The following is a 16,718-nucleotide window of genomic DNA, read 5'->3' as shown; positions in this document are numbered from 1 at the left end:
AAGACAGTGTGTCTAATCATTCTGGTGAGCGGAAGGACTGGCCATGAGCTCGGCGAACGAGGCCGCGACGCGGCCCTTGGACGAGAAGACCGCGATCGTCGTCGGGGCGGCGGGCGGTATTGGACGGAACATTGCCGCGCTGCTCGCGGAACGCGGGGCCACCGTGGTCTTCGCGGACCGCGACGAGGCCGGAGCGCGCGCCGCCGCGGCGGAGTCGGGGGGCCGGGCCACCGGCGCGGGACTCGACGCCACCGACAGCGCCCAGTGCGACGCTCTGGTGGCCAAGACGGCCGCCGAGCACGGCGGGCTCGACCTGCTGGTGTACGCCGCGGGCATCATGACCGCCCGGCCGGCGGGACCGGACGGGGAGGTGTTCGTGCCGCTGCTCGACCAGGACGACGACGGCTGGCGGCACGTGCTGGACGTCAACCTCACGGGCGGGTTCTACACGCTGCGTGCGGGCGCGAGAGCCATGGTCGAGGCCGGACGGGGCGGATCGATCGTGGCCCTCACTTCCGGCGGCGCGGTGCGGCCGCTCGTCGGTCGTGGGCCCTACTGCGTGTCGAAGGCAGGGCTGGCGATGCTGGTCAAGTCCCTCGCGGACGAGGTGGCGTCGGCGGGTGTCCGCGTGAACGCGGTGGCTCCGGGCATCACCGAGACCCCCATGACCGCGGAACTCCTCAATGACCCGGTTCGGTCGGCAGCGCTGCCCCTGCCGCCGCTCGGCCGGCACGGGAAGCCCGACGACATCGCCTCCGCCGTCGCGTTCCTGCTCGGCCCGGAGTCCGCCTTCATCTCCGGCAAGACGCTGTACGTGGACGGGGGAGTGTTCAACGGATGAGCGCCTCCGCCTACCCCACGCTGTTCTCGCCCCTGCGTCTGGGCTCGAAGCAGGCCCGGAACAAGGTCGCGCTCGCTCCGATGACCGTCGCCTACGCCAACCCCGACGGCACGGTCTCCCAGGCTGAGATCGAACACTATGCCCGGCGCGCGCAGGGCGGCGTCGGCCTGGTCATCACCGAACACTTCACGGTCAGCGAGGCGGGGCGCCAACTCCCGCAGCAGACTGTCGTGGACAGCGAGGAGAAGATCGAGGGGCTGGCCGCGCTGGCGAAGGCGGTGCACGAGGAGGGCGCGCTGATCGTTGCCCAGCTCGGGCACGCCGGCCGCTACGCGGGCCCCTGGGACCGGTACGAGGAGCAGCCGCGGCTTGCTCCCTCGGCGCTTCCCTTCCGGCTGGTCGGTGACCGCGTCGTCACCCCGACGGAGATGACCGAGCAGGACATCGCCGACACCGTGGCCGACACCGGCCGGGCCGCCGCCCTGCTCATCGAGGCCGGATTCGACGGCGTACAGCTGCACGCGTCGCAGGGATTCCTGCCCTCCCAGTTCCTGTCCCCCCGGACCAACACCCGGTCCGACCGCTACGGCGGCAGTTTCGAGAACCGGATCCGCTTCACCCTGGAATGCCTCACGGAGATTCGTTTCCGGGTCGGTCCTGATCCGATCGTCGGCGTGCAACTGCTGGGAGACGAGGCGGCGCACGGGGGCTGGTCGCTGCACGAGGCCGTCGAGCTCGCCATGATCCTGGAGACGAACGGAGCCGACTTCCTGCTCCCGTCCGTCACCACCTTCGAGACGGTGCGCGCGATCACCGCCGCCGGCGAGGAACGGCGCTGGGGACACCAGCTCGGCGCGACCATAGCCATCCAGTCCGCAGTGTCCGTCCCTGTGCTCGCCAACGGCGGGATCACCGTCCCGGAGCACGCGGAAAGCCTGGTGGCCGGTGGGCAGGTGGCCGGCGTCGCCCTGGCCCGACCGCTCCTCGCGGACCCCGACTGGGTGGCCAAGGCCGCCGCCGGTGACGACATCCACGTATGCGCCTGCGACCCGCCCCAGTGCCTGCGCACCCAGCTGACCGGAGCGGTCTGCTCGGGCTGGCCGGAGCACCGGCAACGTGCGGGATATTGGGGCCGCGACGAGGTAACGGAAGGAACCAAGTAATGGCTGACCTGCGGCAGAGCGCCGAGACGGAGATCAGGCGGCAGCTGTTCGAGTACGCCCTGGCGTCGGACACCCACGACTGGGACCGGCTGGGCGCGCTGTTCGAGCACGGCCGCTACCACTTCTGCGAGGCGCCGGGCGCCGAGGCGGTCCGCGAGTGGGGGCGCACCGTCATACGTGAGGACGCGCAGACCCAGCATGTGATCTCGACGGTCACGATCGACGTCGACGAGTCCGCGACCCCGCCGCGGGCCCAGGCCCATAACTACCTCAGCCTCTTCGCCGTCGACCCGTCGACCGGGAAGCCGGAACTCGTCTCCGCGTGCTGGTTCGACAGCGCCTGGGAGCACATCGGCGACCGGTGGCTGTGGCGCACGCACACCATCAACCCGTTGTTCCGAGGCAATTGGAAACTCATGCACCGCTCCCAGCAGTTCGCCGCCCACCCCGGGACGGTGAACTGACATGGCAGAAGAGCCCACTCGGCTCACGCCGGGCGTGTCCAGCCCACGCCGCGCCCTGCAGATGCTGTTGAGCTTCGACGCGGAGAACCCGCGCGCCACGCCCGCGGAGCTGGCGGAGCGCATGGATCTGCCGATGAGCAGCATCTACCGCTACATCTCCCTCTTCCGCGAGCTGGACCTACTGGAGGAGGACGAGGAGTCCTCCGCCCTCCAGGTCACCCCGCGCATCCTGCCCGTGGCGCGCGCCGCGATCGCGGTGCAGGACTTCGTGCGGGTCGCCCAGCCCCATCTGGAAACCCTGTCCGCCGAGGTGGGAGAGACGGTGATGCTCATGCGCCAGTCGGGCGCCGCGGCCGTCTGCATGTCGAGCGTGGTGTCCTCACACGCGCTGCGCCTGGACTTCGGCGTCGGGCACACCTTTCCGTTCGGATCGGGGGCGACCACCAAAGTGCTGCTCGCGGCGATGTCGCCGGAGGAACGCACCCGCCATCTCGATGCACGGGTCCGCGCCGACAGCGGGTTCGCCGAGCGCCGCGAGGCCTTCGAGGCCGAGATCGCCGACGCCGAGCGACAGGGCTGGGCCACCAGCGAAGAAGAGCTGGAGCCCGGCGTGTGGGCTTGTTCCGCCGTCATCGTGAGGCCTGGCCGGCGACCGAGCGCCGTGACGGTGGCCGGTCCGGTCTTCCGGCTCTCGGCGCGCGATCGCAGGCAGGTGATCGACAAGGTGCGGGCGACGGCACGCGCCGTCGAGAACAGGCTGAACAACAACCACCTCGCCCACGAGGCGCCCGTCGCGGGCGAAGTGCGATCAGGGGCCTAGACATGACAGGCGACATCATCGGTCTCGTCCAGATCCAGCACGGGCCCGCGGCTCCGTGCGAACTGGCCGTCGTCGTGGGCGACGACATTTTCGCCCCACCCGCGCAACTCGCCGGCCTCGACCTCATGGCGGCGCTCGCCGACTGGGACGCCACGAGCCGCCTCCTGCGCACCTCGTCGCCCGAGGAGCGCATCGGATCGCTGTCGGAGACACCACTGGCGGCGCCGCTCACCTACCCCAACAAGGTCATCTGCGCCGGCGCCAACTACCGCGACCACATGAAGGAGATGGGGCTTCCGGATCCGCCGCAGGGCGCCCAGCCGTTCTTCTTCCTCAAACCGCCGACGACCAGCGTCACCGGCCCCGGCGCCCCGGTCCCCATGCCGACCGGCCCGGACGTCCGGCTGGACTACGAGGCGGAGCTCGGCGTCGTGATCGGGCACCGCCTGCGCGATGTCACTCCGGCGCAGGCCATGCGGCACGTGGCCGGATACCTGGTGGCCAACGACATCTCCGCCCGCGGCCACTTCCGGCGCAAGGACCCGTTGGGCCCGCCGTTCGGCTTCGACTGGATCGGACACAAGGGCCAGGACGGTTTCTGCCCGATCGGCCCGGCGTTCGTCCCTCACTGGCGGATCGCCGACCCGCAGCGCCTCGCGATCCGGACCTGGGTGAACGGGGCTCTCCGCCAGGACAGTTCCACCAGTCAGATGCTCGTGCCCGTCGCCGAACAGATCGCCGCGCTGTCCCGGGTGATGACGCTCGAGCCGGGCGATCTCGTGCTGACCGGTACACCCGCCGGAGTGGCCGCGGCCACCGGCGACTTCCTGAAGGTCGGGGACGAGATCCGCATCGAGATCGAAGGGGTCGGCGCGCTGACCAACCACGTCACCTCCAGCCGCGACGGTGGACGACCGTCCCGCTGATTGGCCGAACCACGCTGTTGTAAGGAGCCGCACATGTACCCAGGTGCCTACGTAACGGAGTTCCCCGACAAGCCGGCGGTCATCGTCGCCGGCACGGACGAGACGATCACCTACCGCGAACTGGAGGAGCGCTCGACCAGGCTGGCCCGCCACCTCTACGACGAGGGTCTGCGCCCGGGCGACCACCTCGCCGTACTGACCGACAACGATCCGAAGGTGTTCGAGGTCTACTGGGCCGCACTGCGCTCCGGTCTCTACATCACGTCGGTCAACAGGCATCTGGCGGCTGCCGAGGTCAGCTACATCGTCAACGACTGCGGGGCCAAGGCGCTGGTGGTCTCCGCGGGGGTCGCCGAGGTCGCCCGGAAGATCGTGCCCGAGACACCCGGTGTGACGATCCGCCTCGCCTACAACGGTCCTGTCGAGCACTACGACTCGTACGCCGACGCCCTGGCCGGCGCGTCGAAGGAGCCGTTGCCGTCGCAGCCCCGCGGCATCGACATGCTCTACTCGTCGGGCACCACGGGCCGGCCGAAGGGCATCAAGCCGGCGCTGCCCACCCACCAGGTCCACGAGCCCGGCGACATCAACGTCGCGACCTCCGGACCGCTCTTCGGCTTCGACCGGGACACCGTCTACCTGTCCCCGGCGCCGGTGTACCACGCCGCACCGCTGCGCTTCGGCGGCATCGTGCACGCCCTGGGCGGGACCGTGGTCCTCATGCAGAAGTTCGACGCCGAGGCGGCGTTGGCGGCGATCGAACGCCATGGGGTCACGCACAGCCAGTGGGTGCCGACCATGTTCGTCCGCATGCTCAAGCTCGACGAAGCGATCCGGAACAAGTACGACGTGTCCAGCCAGCGGGTCGCCATCCACGCGGCGGCGCCGTGCCCGGTCGACGTCAAGCGGGCGATGCTCGACTGGTGGGGTCCGATCCTGTACGAGTACTTCGGCTCGACCGAGGGCAACGGGTTCACCGTCATCAGCACCGAGGAATGGCTGCGCAAGCCGGGCTCGGTCGGACAGTCCAAGCTCGGCATCCCGCACATCTGCCGCGAGGACGGCGAGGAACTGCCCCCCGGCGAGGTCGGCCTCATCTACTTCGAGCGGGAACTGCTGGCCTTCCGATACCACAACGACCCGGAGAAGACGGCGCGGGCCCAGCACCCCCGGCATCCCAACTGGACCACGACCGGCGACATCGGCTACCTGGACGAAGAGGGCTACCTCTTCCCCACCGACCGCAAGGACTTCATGATCATCTCCGGCGGGGTGAACATCTACCCGCAGGAGATCGAGGACGCCCTCGCGCTGCATCCGAAGGTCCAGGACGTCGCCGTCATCGGGGTGCCGGACGCGGAGATGGGGGAGTCGGTCAAGGCCGTCGTCCTGCCGGCGCCGCAAGCCGAGCCCGGTCAGGAACTCGCCGAGGAACTCACCGGCTACCTCCGTGAGCGGATCGCCCGCTACAAGGTCCCGCGCAGCATCGACTTCGCCACCGAGCTGCCGCGTACACCCACCGGCAAGCTCGTCAAGCGTGTGCTCCTGGACCGCTACGCACACTGAGGAAGGGACGGTGAGGTCGTTGTCCACTCCCGCATACCCGCTGAACTCGGTCGACCGCGCACTGAGTCTGATCTTCCTGCTCGGTGAGCGCGAGTCGCTCCGCGTCCAGGACGTCGCACGCGATCTCGGAATCGCCGCGTCCACGGCCCATCGACTGCTGGCGATGCTCGTGCACCACGACTTCGCGGTGCAGGACCGCCGCCATGTCTACCGGCCCGGACCGGCGCTCAGAATGGTGGCCACGGAATCACACGCACCGGGTGGACTGGTCGAGAAGGCCCAGGACCACCTGGACAGACTGTCGGCCGTCACGGGGGAGACCGTTCATCTGGTCACCTTGGAAGGAACCGGCACCCGGTTCGTCGGCGGTGCGGAGAACGTACGTCCGGGACGGGTCCGGACCCGCGTAGGCAAGATCTTGCCCGCCCATCTGACCTCCGGTGGCAAGGCGTTGCTGGCGACCCTCACACACGAGGAACTGTCGGAGCTGTACCCCCAGGGGCTACGGCTGAGGACCGAGGCGGCCGGTCCGGAGTTCGCGGCACTGCTGCGGGAGCTGGCGCTGACGCGCCGTCGTGGCTTCGGGATCAACGTCGAGGGGACCGAGCACGGGGTGAGCGCTGTCGGCGCGACGGTCTTCGACTCCGCGGGACGCGGGGTGGCGGCGATCGCCCTCGCGGCCCCCAGCATGCGCACCCCGTACCGCCGACTGATGGAGCTGGGCGAGCCCGTCGTCGACACGGCACGCGCAGTCTCGCGCCTGCTGTACCGGCGCGTGCTCCAGGAAGCCGCCAGTTAGCACCGGCCTGCACGACGTGGCCCCGAGTTCTCGTCGGCATGCCCCAAGAGTCAGAACACAGGAGGCGGCCCGCGATGTCCGGCCATTTCAAGAGCAACGTCCGTGACCTTTTGTTCAACCTTCTGGAGATGCCGGATTCCCGGGCCCACCTGGGCGCCGGGCCCTACGGCGACTTCGACGAGGAACTCGTCCGGGACATCATCGGCGAGGTGGCGGAGCTGGCCGAAGGGCCGCTCGCCGACACGTTCTCGGTCCCCGACCGAGAACCGCCGGTGTTCGATCCGGCCACCCACTCGGTGACCCTGCCCGAGGCGTTCCGCACGTCGTACGACCTGCTGCGGGCCGGCGAATGGTGGAACCTGGAGACCCTGCCCGAACTCGGCGGGCAGGTGGCACCGAAGACGCTGGTCTGGGCGGTCTCGGAGCTGCTTCAGGGAGCCAACCCGGCCCTCCAGATGGCCCTGTCGGGCCCGGCGTTCGCCGGGATGATCCATCGCAACGGCACCCAGGAGCAACGCCGGCTCGCGCAGCTCGTCGTCGACCGGGGCTGGGGCACCACCATGGTGCTCACCGAGCCGGACGCCGGTTCGGACGTGGGCTCCATCCGGACCCGTGCCGTGCCCCAGGACGACGGCTCCTGGCACATCGAGGGCGTCAAGCGCTTCATCACCAACGGCGAGCACGACCTCGCGGACAACATCGTCCACCTGGTGCTCGCCCGCCCGGTCGGTGCAGGTCCCGGCACCAAGGGACTGTCCCTGTTCGTGGTACCGAAGTTCCATGTCGATCTGGAAACCGGTGAACTCGGCGCCCGCAACGGCGTCTTCGCCACCGGCATCGAGCACAAGATGGGTCTGAAGGGGTCGGCCACCTGCGAACTCGGCTTCGGTCAGGAAGCGGGCCGCCCGGCCGTCGGCCGGCTGCTGGGAGACGTGCACAGGGGCATCGCGCAGATGTTCCAGCTCATCGAGCACAGCAGGATGAACGTGGGGACGAAGTCCATGGCGGCCCTGTCCACCGGCTACCTCAACGCCCTGGAGTTCGCGAGGACGCGCATCCAGTCGGCCGACCTGGCCGCGTCGTCCGATCCCACCGCGCCCCGCGTGACGATCATCCGGCACCCGGAGGTGCGTCGGAGCCTGATGCTGGCCAAGGCGTACGCCGAAGGGCTGAGGGCACTGGTCAGCTGTACGGCCTCGGTGCAGGACAGGATCGCCATCGCCCGGGACACGGGCGGTGATCCGTCCGCGGACATGGCACGGAGCCAGTTGCTGCTGCCGCTGGTCAAGGGAGTCGGATCCGAGCGCTCGTACGAACAGCTCGGCCAGTTGCTGACGATCCTTGGCGGCTCGGGCTACCTGCGCGACTACCCCCTGGAGCAGTACGTCAGGGACACCCGCATCGACGCCATCTACGAGGGCACCACCGCGATCCAGGGCAACGACTTCTTCTTCCGCCAGATCGTCCGAGACGAAGGGCGGGCGTTCGGCGCCCTGTGCGCCGAGATACTCGGGCTGGCCGAGTCCGTGCGTGAGGAATCCCTGACGGCTTCCGCGACCACCCTGAGTGATGCGGTGCGCGTTGTGGAGGCGATGGTTGCGGAGCTACGGCGGGTGCACCGGTCCGGAGCGATTCACCGGGTCGGGCAGAACACGACGAGCCTGCTGTTCGGCATGGGCGACCTGATGGTCGGATACCTGCTGATCCGCCAGGCCCAGGTCGCCGTACACCGTCTCGAAGCCGCGGATGTGCCGGAGGCGGACCGGAGCTTCTACGCCGGGAAGGTCGCCGCCGCCCAGTTCTTCGCGCGGACCGTGCTGCCAGAACTGGCCGTCCGTCTCCGCGTCGCCGAGTCGACCGACGACTCCCTCATGGAGGTCGACGAGGCCTCCTTCTGAGCGGGACCGGCATACGTGTGCCGCAGAGCGGAATCTCGTGGCACGGCGTTCTGCGGGGGGAACCGTCTGCCTAGCCTCGGCGATAAGTACGGCGCACCACAAAGGAGACGATGACCATGACCCTCGCCGCCGAACGGCCCTACGACGCGATCGACCTGTCGACCTTCTCGTTCTGGTCGCGGAAGTCCGCCGAGCGGGAGCTCGACTTCGCGGTGCTGCGCGCCGAGCGCCCGGTGTCGTGGCACCCGCAGGCCGAGAGCACGTTGCCGCAGCCGCCGATGCCGGGCTTCTGGGCCGTCGTGCGCCATGCCGACATCGTCGAGGTCAGCCGCCGCAACGACGTGTTCGTGTCCGGCCAGGGCGTCATGTTCGACGTCTTCCCGCAGGACATCATGGAGCAGGCGCAGTCGTTCCTGGTGATGGACCCGCCCCGGCACACCCGGATCCGCAAGCTCGTCAGCGCCGCTTTCACGCCGAAGGAGGTCGGTCGTCTCAAGGACCAGATCGACGCCAACGCCAAGCAGATCGTCGAGGGCCTCATCGAGGCCGGAGACGGTGCCGACTTCGTGAGCGAGTGTGCCGCCAAGCTGCCCGTCCGCACCCTCGGCGACATGCTGGGCATCCCGGACGAGGAGCGCGACAACGTCGCGAACGCCGCGGAGGCCCTGCTCAGCGCGGCCGACCCGGAGTTCCTGGCCGGGCGGCCGCGCGCACAGGTGATGGGCGAGGCCCGCCAGTATCTGCACCGCATCGCGTTCGAGATGGCCGAGGAGCGACGGCGCGCACCACAGGACGACCTGATGACGAGCCTGGTGCAGGCGGAGATCGACGGCGAGCGGCTCACGAGCGGAGACATCGCCTCGTTCTTCGTCCTGCTCTCGGTGGCCGGCACCGACACGACACGCCAGACCACCAGTCACACGCTGCGCGCCCTGACCGAGTTCCCCGACCAACGCGCCTGGCTGCAGGCCGACTTCGACGGCCGCATCATGACCGCGGTGGAGGAGTTCGTACGCTGGGCGACGCCCGTGCACACCTTCGCCCGCACGGCGGTCGCCGACTTCGAACTCGGCGGTCAGCCGATCGCGGCCGGCGAGAAGGTGGTGATGTTCTACCCGTCCGGCAATCGGGACGGCGAGGTGTTCGCCGACCCGGACCGGTTCGACCTCAGCCGTGACCCGAACCCGCACGTCGGATTCGGCGGCGGCGGGGCCCACTACTGCCTGGGCAACCAGGTGGCCAAGACGCAACTGCGGGCGATCTTCCGGGAGTTGCTCACCCAGGTTCCCAAGATCCAGGCCAGTGAGCCGGAACACCTCACCAGCAACTTCGTGCACGCCGTCCGCGCCATGCCGTGCCATTTCTGACACGACGCCACGCACGTGACGGCGCCCCTTCTCAACGAGCCACTTCGACCTCGGCCCGTGAGAGGGGCGCCGCACAGGTTCCGCAGCTGAGGACGGGACGCAGCGACTCCCCGCACGGCGTGTGCCGGAGTGGAACGAGCGGCTCGCCCGGATTCTTCCAGCGGTCGCCCCAGGTGATGGCCGCCAGCGGGATCGTGTAGTAGTCGAGCCCCTTCTTCGTCAGCCGGTACTCATGACGAATCGGGCGCTTCTGGTACGGGACCTTGGTCAGGATCCCCTGCTCGACGAGGTGGGCAAGCCTGTTCGCCAGGATGTTCGTCGACACGTCCAGGTTGCTCCGGAACTCGTCGAAACGGCGTACCCCGAAGAACGCCTCACGCACGACCATGCTGCTCCACCAGTCCCCGATGACCGTGAGCGAGCGGGCGATGGAACACGGCCGGTTGCGTTCGAGCAGTCGGTAGTCGGGTGCCCGGTGATACTGGCCCGGCAGCCGGGTGACGCCCAGCCGGCGCTCGGCATGCTGCGCGGTCACGTCCTGCGCCACCACGACCTTCTGACATGCCCCGCAGCGGTACTCCGGCGACGCCGGGCCACCGCACCCCCGATGCGTGACCCGTAGCGGCGGAGTCGTGTCGGCGAAGTACCAACGGTCCGCCCACGCCATCGCCACCATGAGGCAGTCGAAGAAGTCCGCGCCGGCGGCCGTGAGTCGGTACTCCTCCGCCGAACTCGCGTGTTCCGGGCCACGTGTGAGCAGCCCACCCTCCTCCAGTTGCGACAGCCGTGCGCTGAGGGTGGAGCGGGCCAGGTCCAGCCGGCTCTGGAACTCCCCGAACCGTCGGACGTCGTGGAGCACGGCTTCTCGCATCACCAGCCAGGACCAGGCGTTGCCGACGGCCTGCGAGGTCAGGTAGACGGCGTCCGGCCGCACGTCGATGTCACTCACCCTGAACTCCCCTAGCCGGTAGGTGTCTGCTGCCGGAAAACGTCTGACGCGATCTCGAATCTAACACTTGCGCACGCCTCCGTCCGTGCCTAAGGTCTCGTTTTGCAAGTAAGTCTCGATTTACAAGTAACCACCTCAGGGAGGTCGGCATGAGCACCGAGCAGAAGTTGATCATCGAGCGATCCGGACCCGTCACCACGCTGACGCTGAACCGGCCTCAGGTGCACAACGCCCTCGACCGGGACCTGTCCCAGCAGCTGAACGAGGCCGTGCGGGAGATCCGCGACGACGTGGAGTGCCGCATCGTGGTGTTCCAGGGCGCGGGCAACACCTTCTGCGCCGGCGACGACGTGGCCGAGTTCAGCGACTGGCCCGACGAGAGCATCGGTCGGCAGATCCGGCTGTACCAGGAGACCGCGAAGATCATCGAGGACCTCACCCAGGTCACCATCGCCAAGGTCGACGGCATCGCGGTGGGTGGTGGACTCGAACTGACACTGGTCTGCGACTTCGTCGTGGCCACGGACCGGTCGCGGTGGGGTATGCCGGAGATCGACTGGGACATCACGCCCGGCTGGGGCGGCACCAACCGTCTCGCGTGGTTCGCAGGCCGCCGCAAGACCAAGGAGTGGAACCTGATCGGCGCGTTGTTCAACGCCGAGACCGCCGAGCGCCACGACCTGATCAACCGCCTCACCACGCCCGAGAAGCTGGACGCCGAGGTCGAGTCGCTGATCGAGGTGATGCTCGCCAAGGAGCCGCGTGTCGTCGAGCGCACCAAGAAGTACCTCAAGTACGGCGCCGACAACATCGACTTCGGTCTGGCCCTGGAGTCGGAGTGGATCGGGCGCGCGCTGACCGAGGGCGTCCGCGACTTCCGCGACCGCGACAAGCGCGAGCAGCGCCGGAAGCTGTCCAAGACGTTCTGGCAGAACTGACCCGGAACGCGCCGCCGTGACCGTCGACCCCGGCACGGCGGCGCCCCCCTGCGCCCGGTGAAAGCGCTGACCGCGCCCGCCGCGGTGCCCCCACAGCGTTGCGTTCGTCCCGACACGTCCAGCCAAGAGGAACAGCCATGACAGTGCCGTCATCGGCCAGTCGGACACTGACCGACCTGCTCACCAACTCCCAAGATCCTCCCTCCCTGTCCTGGTTCGCCGACGATCTCTCTCCCGCACCGGAGTGGGACGCCCCGCCCGCCGACTCCTCGGGCTGGTGCGTGCTCGACGGCGAGGCCGTACGCGAGCACGTGCGGACGCTCGCAGCGGGCCTCATCGCCGCCGGTGTCGCGCCGGGGGAGCGGGTCGCGCTGATGATGGCGAACCGGCCGGAGCACTGGCTGACCGATCAGGCCGTGCTCCACGCGGGCGCGATACCCAGCACCTTCTACCCCACGCTGGCCCCGGAACAGGTGCGGGCCCAGGCCGCTCACGCCCGGATCACCACCGTCGTGATCGAGGGCCCGGCCGAGCGCCGACAATGGGAAATCGCGCTGACCGCACCCGACGTACGCCGGGTCGTCGTCCTCGACCCGGACAGCCCCGCCGCCCCCGCGGGAACCCGGCAGCAGAGCTACGCCGAAACCCTCGCCGCGGGCCGCGCACTGCTGGAGCGACAGCCGGACGCCGTGACCGAGCGGGCCACCCGCGTCACGCCGGACGACATCGCCGCCATCATCTTCACCTCCGGCACCACCAACACCCCCAAAGCGGTGCCGCTCACCCACCGCAACCTCAGCACCGTCGCCTCGGGCTTCGCCACGACGGAACACTCCCCACGCCCCTACCGCACCATCAGCTACCTGCCCCTCGCACACATCGTCGACCGGCAGACGAGCGTCTACATCCCGCTGGTCGCCGGCGGGATCATCTCGTTCAGCCCCCGCCAGGACGCCCTGAGCCGCGTCATCGCGCGTTCGCACCCGACCGTGTTCCAGTCGATGCCCCGGATCTGGGAGAAGATTCTCGGCGAGCTCGACCAGGCCGCCGCCGCTGCGCACCGGACCGGAGCCACGCCCCTGCACACCGTCGGGCTCGACGAACTCAAGGTGGCGTTCGCCGGCGGTGCACCGCTGCCGCCCGATGTGGCGGCCAGGCTGCACGCATACGGCCTTCCACTGGTCGACGTGTACGGGAGCACCGAGGCGGCCGGCGCGATCACCTCGTCGAGCGCCGCCGAATTCGAGCCGGGGACGGTCGGCCGGGCGATGCCCGGCGTCGAGCTACGGGTGGCCGGTGACGGCGAGCTGCTGGTCCGCGGACCGCAGGTGACACCCGGCTACCTCCAGCCGGACGGCACCCTCCTGCCGGTCATGGACGCCGACGGGTGGCTGGGCACCGGAGACCTGGCCGACATCGACGCGCGCGGCAACGTGCGGATCACCGGCCGCAAGAAGGAAGTCATCATCACCAGCGGCGGCAAGAACGTCAGCCCCGTCGCCGTCGAGTCCCTGCTCACCCTGTCCCCGCTCATCGCGCAGGCGCTGGCCCACGGCAGCGGCCGGCCCTACGTCGTGGCGCTGCTGGCGCTGGACCCCACGCTCACCCGCACCTGGCTGCGCGAGCAACACGGCCTCGACGCCGACGACCTGAGTGACACCGCACTGGCCGCGCACCCCGCCGTCCACGCGGAGGTGTCCCGCGCCGTGGAGTACGCCAACAGCAAACTCTCCCGCGCCGAGCAGGTGAAGCGCTGGGAGCTGCTGCCGCAGCCATGGAGCACCGACGACGGCACGCTGACCGCCACGTTGAAGCTCCGCCGTTCCGCCATCGAGACCCGCCACCGGGACACCCTCGACGGCCTCTACCAGGCGCATGCACATCCGGCCGGCAACGGGTCGGGCAAGCAGGCGGAAGACGACACCTACCGGGAGCGCCCGTGAACTTCTCCTACGACACCGAGACCGAGCGGCTGCGCGCCGAACTGCTCGACTTCATGGAAACGTCCGTCTACCCCGCCGAGCCGGTGTTCCACGAGCAGATCGGCACGAGCGAAGACCCCTGGGTGACCCCTCCGGTCATCGAGGACCTCAAGACCGAGGCACGCAAGCGCGGACTGTGGAACCTGTTCCTGCCGGGCGAGCACGGTGCAGGCCTGACCAACCTGCAGTACGCCCCCCTGGCCGAGATCACCGGCCGCAGCCCCAGCATCGCGCCCGCCGCCCTGAACTGCGCCGCACCGGACACCGGGAACATGGAAGTGCTCTCCATGTTCGGCTCCGCCGAGCAGCGGCAGCGCTGGCTGCGCCCCCTGCTGGACGCCGAGATCCGGTCCGCCTTCGCGATGACGGAGCCCGACACCGCTTCCTCCGACGCCCGCAATATCGCCACCAGCATCGTGCGCGACGGCGACTCCTACGTCATCAACGGCCGCAAGTGGTTCACCTCCGGCGGCATGAACCCCAACTGCCGGATCTTCATCGTCATGGGCCGGACCGATCCGGATGCCGAACGGCACCGGCAGCAGAGCATGATCCTCGTCCCGCGTGACACCCCCGGCCTGACGGTCCGCCGCGGCCTGACCGTCTACGGCTACACCGACGGCGCGCACGGCGGCCACGCCGAGGTGGTCCTCGACAACGTACGGGTGCCCGCCAAGAACCTGATCGGCGAGGAGGGCGGCGGCTTCGCGATCGCTCAGGCCCGGCTCGGCCCCGGCCGGATCCACCACTGCATGCGTCTGATCGGGATGGCCGAGCGTGCGATCGAGCTCATGTGCCGGCGGGCCTCGGCCCGCGTCGCGTTCGGCAAGCCGCTCGCCGAGCAGGGCGTCATCCGGGACTGGATCGCCGACGCCCGGGTGACCGTCGAGCAACTGCGGCTGCTCGTGCTCAAGACCGCGTGGCTCATGGACACCGTGGGCAACCGCGGCGCCCACACCGAGATCCAGTCGATCAAGATCTCCGTACCCGCGGCGGTCGAGCGGATCGTCGACCGGGCGATCCAGGTACACGGCGCCGGGGGAGTCAGCCAGGACTTCCCGCTGGCCGAGCTGTACGCGAACGCCCGCACCCTGCGCATCGCCGACGGCCCCGACGAGGTGCACAAGAACTCCCTCGCCCGCGCCGAACTCCGGAAGTACACGTGACGTTCGCCGGGAAGGTCGTCGTCGTCACCGGAGGCAGCCGGGGGATGGGCAGAGAGCTCGTCGAGGCGTACGCCGCACGGGGCGCCCACGTGGTCGTCGCCAGCCGCAAGCTCGACAACTGCGTGGCGGTCGCCGACGCGGTCCGCCTTCGCCACGGTGTGCGCGCTCTGCCCGTCGCGTGCAACGTCAGCCACTGGGAGCAGTGCGACGCGCTCGTCGACACCGCTTACGCCGAGTTCGGCCGTGTCGACGTCCTGGTCAACAATGCCGGGATCGCCCCGCTCTACCCCGGCCTGGAGCAGGTCGGCGAGGCCCTGTTCGACAAGGTGATCGGCGTCAATCTCAAGGGTCCGTTCCGGCTCTCCGCGCTCATCGGCACCCGCATGGCCGAGGGCGACGGCGGATCGATCCTCAACATCAGCTCCATGGCCGCGATCCGCCCCGACCCGTACTCGCTGCCCTACGCGGCGGCGAAAGCCGGCCTCAACACCCTGACCGAGGGAATGGCCAAGGCGTTCGGACCCGGGGTGCGCGTCAACGCCATCCAGTGCGGCCTGGTCCTCACCGACATCGCCACGGCCTGGGACCCGAAAGAACGTGACCAGCTGGCGAGCACACTCGCCCTGCGCCGCTGCGCCGAACCGTACGAAATCGTTGGCGCGGCCATGTATCTGACCGGCGACGAAGCCTCCTACTGCACCGGCGCCGTGCTGCGCCTCGACGGAGGCCTTCCATGAGCAGGAGCGCGATGAAGGACACAGGCACACCACCAGTCGACCGAGAGCTGTTCGATCCGGACCGACTGAGCCGTTGGATGGACGACCGTGGACTTCCCGGCGGCCGGATCGGCGACGTCCGGCCTGTCACCGGTGGCACACAGAACGTGCTCGTGCGGTTCGAGCGGGGCGGGCAGGAGTACGTCCTGCGCCGACCGCCCCGGCACAAGCGGCCCAACAGCGACGAGACCATGCGCCGTGAAGCCCAGCTGCTGACCGCGCTCGCCGGCACCGACGTGCCCCACCCCCGGCTGATCGCTGCCTGCGACACCACCGACGTGATCGGCGCGGCCTTCTACCTCATGGAACCGGTCGAGGGCGTGACCCCGGCGACGGAACTGCTCGCGCCGCTCTCCCAGGACCCCGCGCTCCAGCGGGAACTCGGCCTGTCCGTGATCGACTCGATCGCGGCCCTGAGCCGGGTCGATCCCCGTGCCGTGCCCTACTACGACGCCAGCCGGGCCGAGGGCTGGCTCACCCGCCAAGTCGGGCGATGGAGCGCCCAGTTGAGCTCCTACGAGAAATACGACGGCTACCCCGGGTTCGCGCCCGACACCGTGGAGCGCGTCACGGCCTGGTTGAACGACCACCAACCCCGTATCTCCGAAATCGGCGTCATCCACGGGGACTTTCACCTCGCCAACGTGATCGTGCGCCCGGACACCGGAACTGTCGCGGCGATCGTCGACTGGGAACTGGCCGCGATCGGCGACCCACTGCTCGACCTCGGCCATCTCCTCGCCACCTGGCCCGTCGACGGCAACCCCGTCAGCGCGTCCCTCTCGGTACCGGGACTGCCCAGCCGCGACGACCTCGTCGAGCACTACGCGACCCGCACCGGACGGGACCTCGACGCACTGACCTGGTTCCGCGTCCTGGCCTGCTACCGCCTCGCCGTGGTGCTGGAAGGCACGCACGCCCGCGCCGGCGCCGGCCAGGCCCCCGCCGACATGGGCGCGCGACTGCACACCATGGCCCAGGCACTCATCGACCAGGCGGACGGGCTGATCCGCCGCCCCACCTCACCTACCTCGCCCTTCTCAGGGGAAGCACCATGACCACC

General features: G+C 69.5%; 15 protein-coding genes. 14 read left to right on the top strand and 1 reads right to left on the bottom strand.

Annotated features, from left to right (window positions below; genetic code table 11):
- Positions 1-43 precede the first annotated feature (43 nt).
- The 9 genes from ACIRF9_RS38790 to ACIRF9_RS38750 all read left to right on the top strand — a co-directional run bounded on the left by ACIRF9_RS38790 (position 44) and on the right by ACIRF9_RS38750 (position 9,844).
- On the top strand, positions 44-841 hold the full coding sequence (locus ACIRF9_RS38790) for an SDR family NAD(P)-dependent oxidoreductase (protein WP_403832343.1): 798 nt from the start codon (positions 44-46) through the stop codon (positions 839-841).
- The gene (locus ACIRF9_RS38785; RefSeq protein WP_403832341.1) at positions 838-2,004 is read left to right on the top strand and encodes a tRNA-dihydrouridine synthase; all 1,167 of its coding nucleotides are present in this window, start codon (positions 838-840) and stop codon (positions 2,002-2,004) included. Before ACIRF9_RS38790 ends, ACIRF9_RS38785 begins: the two co-directional genes overlap by 4 nt.
- Positions 2,004-2,468: a nuclear transport factor 2 family protein gene (locus ACIRF9_RS38780; protein ID WP_403832339.1), complete on the top strand. Its 465-nt coding sequence runs from the start codon at positions 2,004-2,006 to the stop codon at positions 2,466-2,468. The genes ACIRF9_RS38785 and ACIRF9_RS38780 overlap by 1 nt, the downstream gene beginning before the upstream one ends.
- Position 2,469: 1 nt before the next feature.
- Complete coding sequence (locus tag ACIRF9_RS38775) at positions 2,470-3,288, top strand: IclR family transcriptional regulator (RefSeq protein WP_403832338.1); 819 nt, start codon at positions 2,470-2,472, stop codon at positions 3,286-3,288.
- 2 nt (positions 3,289-3,290) lie between these two features.
- A complete protein-coding gene (locus tag ACIRF9_RS38770) occupies positions 3,291-4,214 on the top strand; it encodes a fumarylacetoacetate hydrolase family protein (RefSeq protein ID WP_403832335.1) in 924 nt (307 codons plus the stop codon).
- Between the two features lie 33 nt (positions 4,215-4,247).
- Positions 4,248-5,780: an acyl-CoA synthetase gene (locus ACIRF9_RS38765; protein WP_403832333.1), complete on the top strand. Its 1,533-nt coding sequence runs from the start codon at positions 4,248-4,250 to the stop codon at positions 5,778-5,780.
- Positions 5,781-5,799: 19 nt separating this feature from the next.
- Entirely contained in the window at positions 5,800-6,579 is a 780-nt protein-coding gene (locus tag ACIRF9_RS38760) for an IclR family transcriptional regulator (protein WP_403832331.1), read from the top strand.
- Positions 6,580-6,653: 74 nt separating this feature from the next.
- A complete protein-coding gene (locus tag ACIRF9_RS38755; protein ID WP_403832328.1) occupies positions 6,654-8,477 on the top strand; it encodes an acyl-CoA dehydrogenase in 1,824 nt (607 codons plus the stop codon).
- Positions 8,478-8,587: 110 nt separating this feature from the next.
- Positions 8,588-9,844, top strand: coding sequence for a cytochrome P450 (locus ACIRF9_RS38750; RefSeq protein WP_403832325.1), 1,257 nt, complete (start codon positions 8,588-8,590; stop codon positions 9,842-9,844).
- A 31-nt stretch (positions 9,845-9,875) separates the two neighbouring features.
- Here ACIRF9_RS38750 and ACIRF9_RS38745 read toward each other — a convergent pair whose 3' ends face one another.
- Positions 9,876-10,793 (bottom strand): winged helix-turn-helix transcriptional regulator, encoded by a 918-nt coding sequence (locus tag ACIRF9_RS38745; RefSeq protein ID WP_403832323.1) that lies wholly within the window; start codon positions 10,791-10,793, stop codon positions 9,876-9,878.
- A 149-nt stretch (positions 10,794-10,942) separates the two neighbouring features.
- On the opposite strand from ACIRF9_RS38745, the gene ACIRF9_RS38740 reads away from it, so the two are divergent.
- The 5 genes from ACIRF9_RS38740 to ACIRF9_RS38720 all read left to right on the top strand — a co-directional run bounded on the left by ACIRF9_RS38740 (position 10,943) and on the right by ACIRF9_RS38720 (position 16,713).
- Positions 10,943-11,731 carry an enoyl-CoA hydratase/isomerase family protein gene (locus ACIRF9_RS38740; protein ID WP_403832321.1) on the top strand — a complete coding sequence of 263 codons (789 nt, stop codon included), beginning with the start codon at positions 10,943-10,945 and terminating at the stop codon, positions 11,729-11,731.
- A 137-nt stretch (positions 11,732-11,868) separates the two neighbouring features.
- Complete coding sequence (locus tag ACIRF9_RS38735; protein WP_403832318.1) at positions 11,869-13,674, top strand: AMP-dependent synthetase/ligase; 1,806 nt, start codon at positions 11,869-11,871, stop codon at positions 13,672-13,674.
- Positions 13,671-14,879 (top strand): acyl-CoA dehydrogenase family protein, encoded by a 1,209-nt coding sequence (locus ACIRF9_RS38730; protein WP_403832316.1) that lies wholly within the window; start codon positions 13,671-13,673, stop codon positions 14,877-14,879. The genes ACIRF9_RS38735 and ACIRF9_RS38730 overlap by 4 nt, the downstream gene beginning before the upstream one ends.
- Positions 14,876-15,616 (top strand): SDR family NAD(P)-dependent oxidoreductase, encoded by a 741-nt coding sequence (locus tag ACIRF9_RS38725; RefSeq protein WP_403832313.1) that lies wholly within the window; start codon positions 14,876-14,878, stop codon positions 15,614-15,616. Before ACIRF9_RS38730 ends, ACIRF9_RS38725 begins: the two co-directional genes overlap by 4 nt.
- On the top strand, positions 15,613-16,713 hold the full coding sequence (locus ACIRF9_RS38720) for a phosphotransferase family protein (RefSeq protein WP_403832310.1): 1,101 nt from the start codon (positions 15,613-15,615) through the stop codon (positions 16,711-16,713). Before ACIRF9_RS38725 ends, ACIRF9_RS38720 begins: the two co-directional genes overlap by 4 nt.
- Positions 16,714-16,718 lie beyond the last annotated feature (5 nt).

The organism is Streptomyces sp. NPDC096132, from assembly GCF_044763345.1.
In the GTDB taxonomy this organism is placed as follows: domain Bacteria; phylum Actinomycetota; class Actinomycetes; order Streptomycetales; family Streptomycetaceae; genus Streptomyces.
The sequence above is the reverse complement of the archived record's forward strand: the minus strand, read 5'-3'. Positions and strand labels throughout refer to the sequence as shown.

What these genes read in the sequence shown, in the direction of transcription:
- ACIRF9_RS38755 (WP_403832328.1), top strand. Translation starts at nt 6,654, where the DNA reads ATGTCCGGCCATTTCAAGAGCAACGTCCGTGACCTTTTGTTCAACCTT.
- ACIRF9_RS38785 (WP_403832341.1), top strand. Translation starts at nt 838, where the DNA reads ATGAGCGCCTCCGCCTACCCCACGCTGTTCTCGCCCCTGCGTCTGGGC.
- ACIRF9_RS38790 (WP_403832343.1), top strand. Translation starts at nt 44, where the DNA reads ATGAGCTCGGCGAACGAGGCCGCGACGCGGCCCTTGGACGAGAAGACC.
- ACIRF9_RS38740 (WP_403832321.1), top strand. Translation starts at nt 10,943, where the DNA reads ATGAGCACCGAGCAGAAGTTGATCATCGAGCGATCCGGACCCGTCACC.
- ACIRF9_RS38735 (WP_403832318.1), top strand. Translation starts at nt 11,869, where the DNA reads ATGACAGTGCCGTCATCGGCCAGTCGGACACTGACCGACCTGCTCACC.
- ACIRF9_RS38780 (WP_403832339.1), top strand. Translation starts at nt 2,004, where the DNA reads ATGGCTGACCTGCGGCAGAGCGCCGAGACGGAGATCAGGCGGCAGCTG.
- ACIRF9_RS38775 (WP_403832338.1), top strand. Translation starts at nt 2,470, where the DNA reads ATGGCAGAAGAGCCCACTCGGCTCACGCCGGGCGTGTCCAGCCCACGC.
- ACIRF9_RS38770 (WP_403832335.1), top strand. Translation starts at nt 3,291, where the DNA reads ATGACAGGCGACATCATCGGTCTCGTCCAGATCCAGCACGGGCCCGCG.
- ACIRF9_RS38750 (WP_403832325.1), top strand. Translation starts at nt 8,588, where the DNA reads ATGACCATGACCCTCGCCGCCGAACGGCCCTACGACGCGATCGACCTG.
- ACIRF9_RS38765 (WP_403832333.1), top strand. Translation starts at nt 4,248, where the DNA reads ATGTACCCAGGTGCCTACGTAACGGAGTTCCCCGACAAGCCGGCGGTC.
- ACIRF9_RS38720 (WP_403832310.1), top strand. Translation starts at nt 15,613, where the DNA reads ATGAGCAGGAGCGCGATGAAGGACACAGGCACACCACCAGTCGACCGA.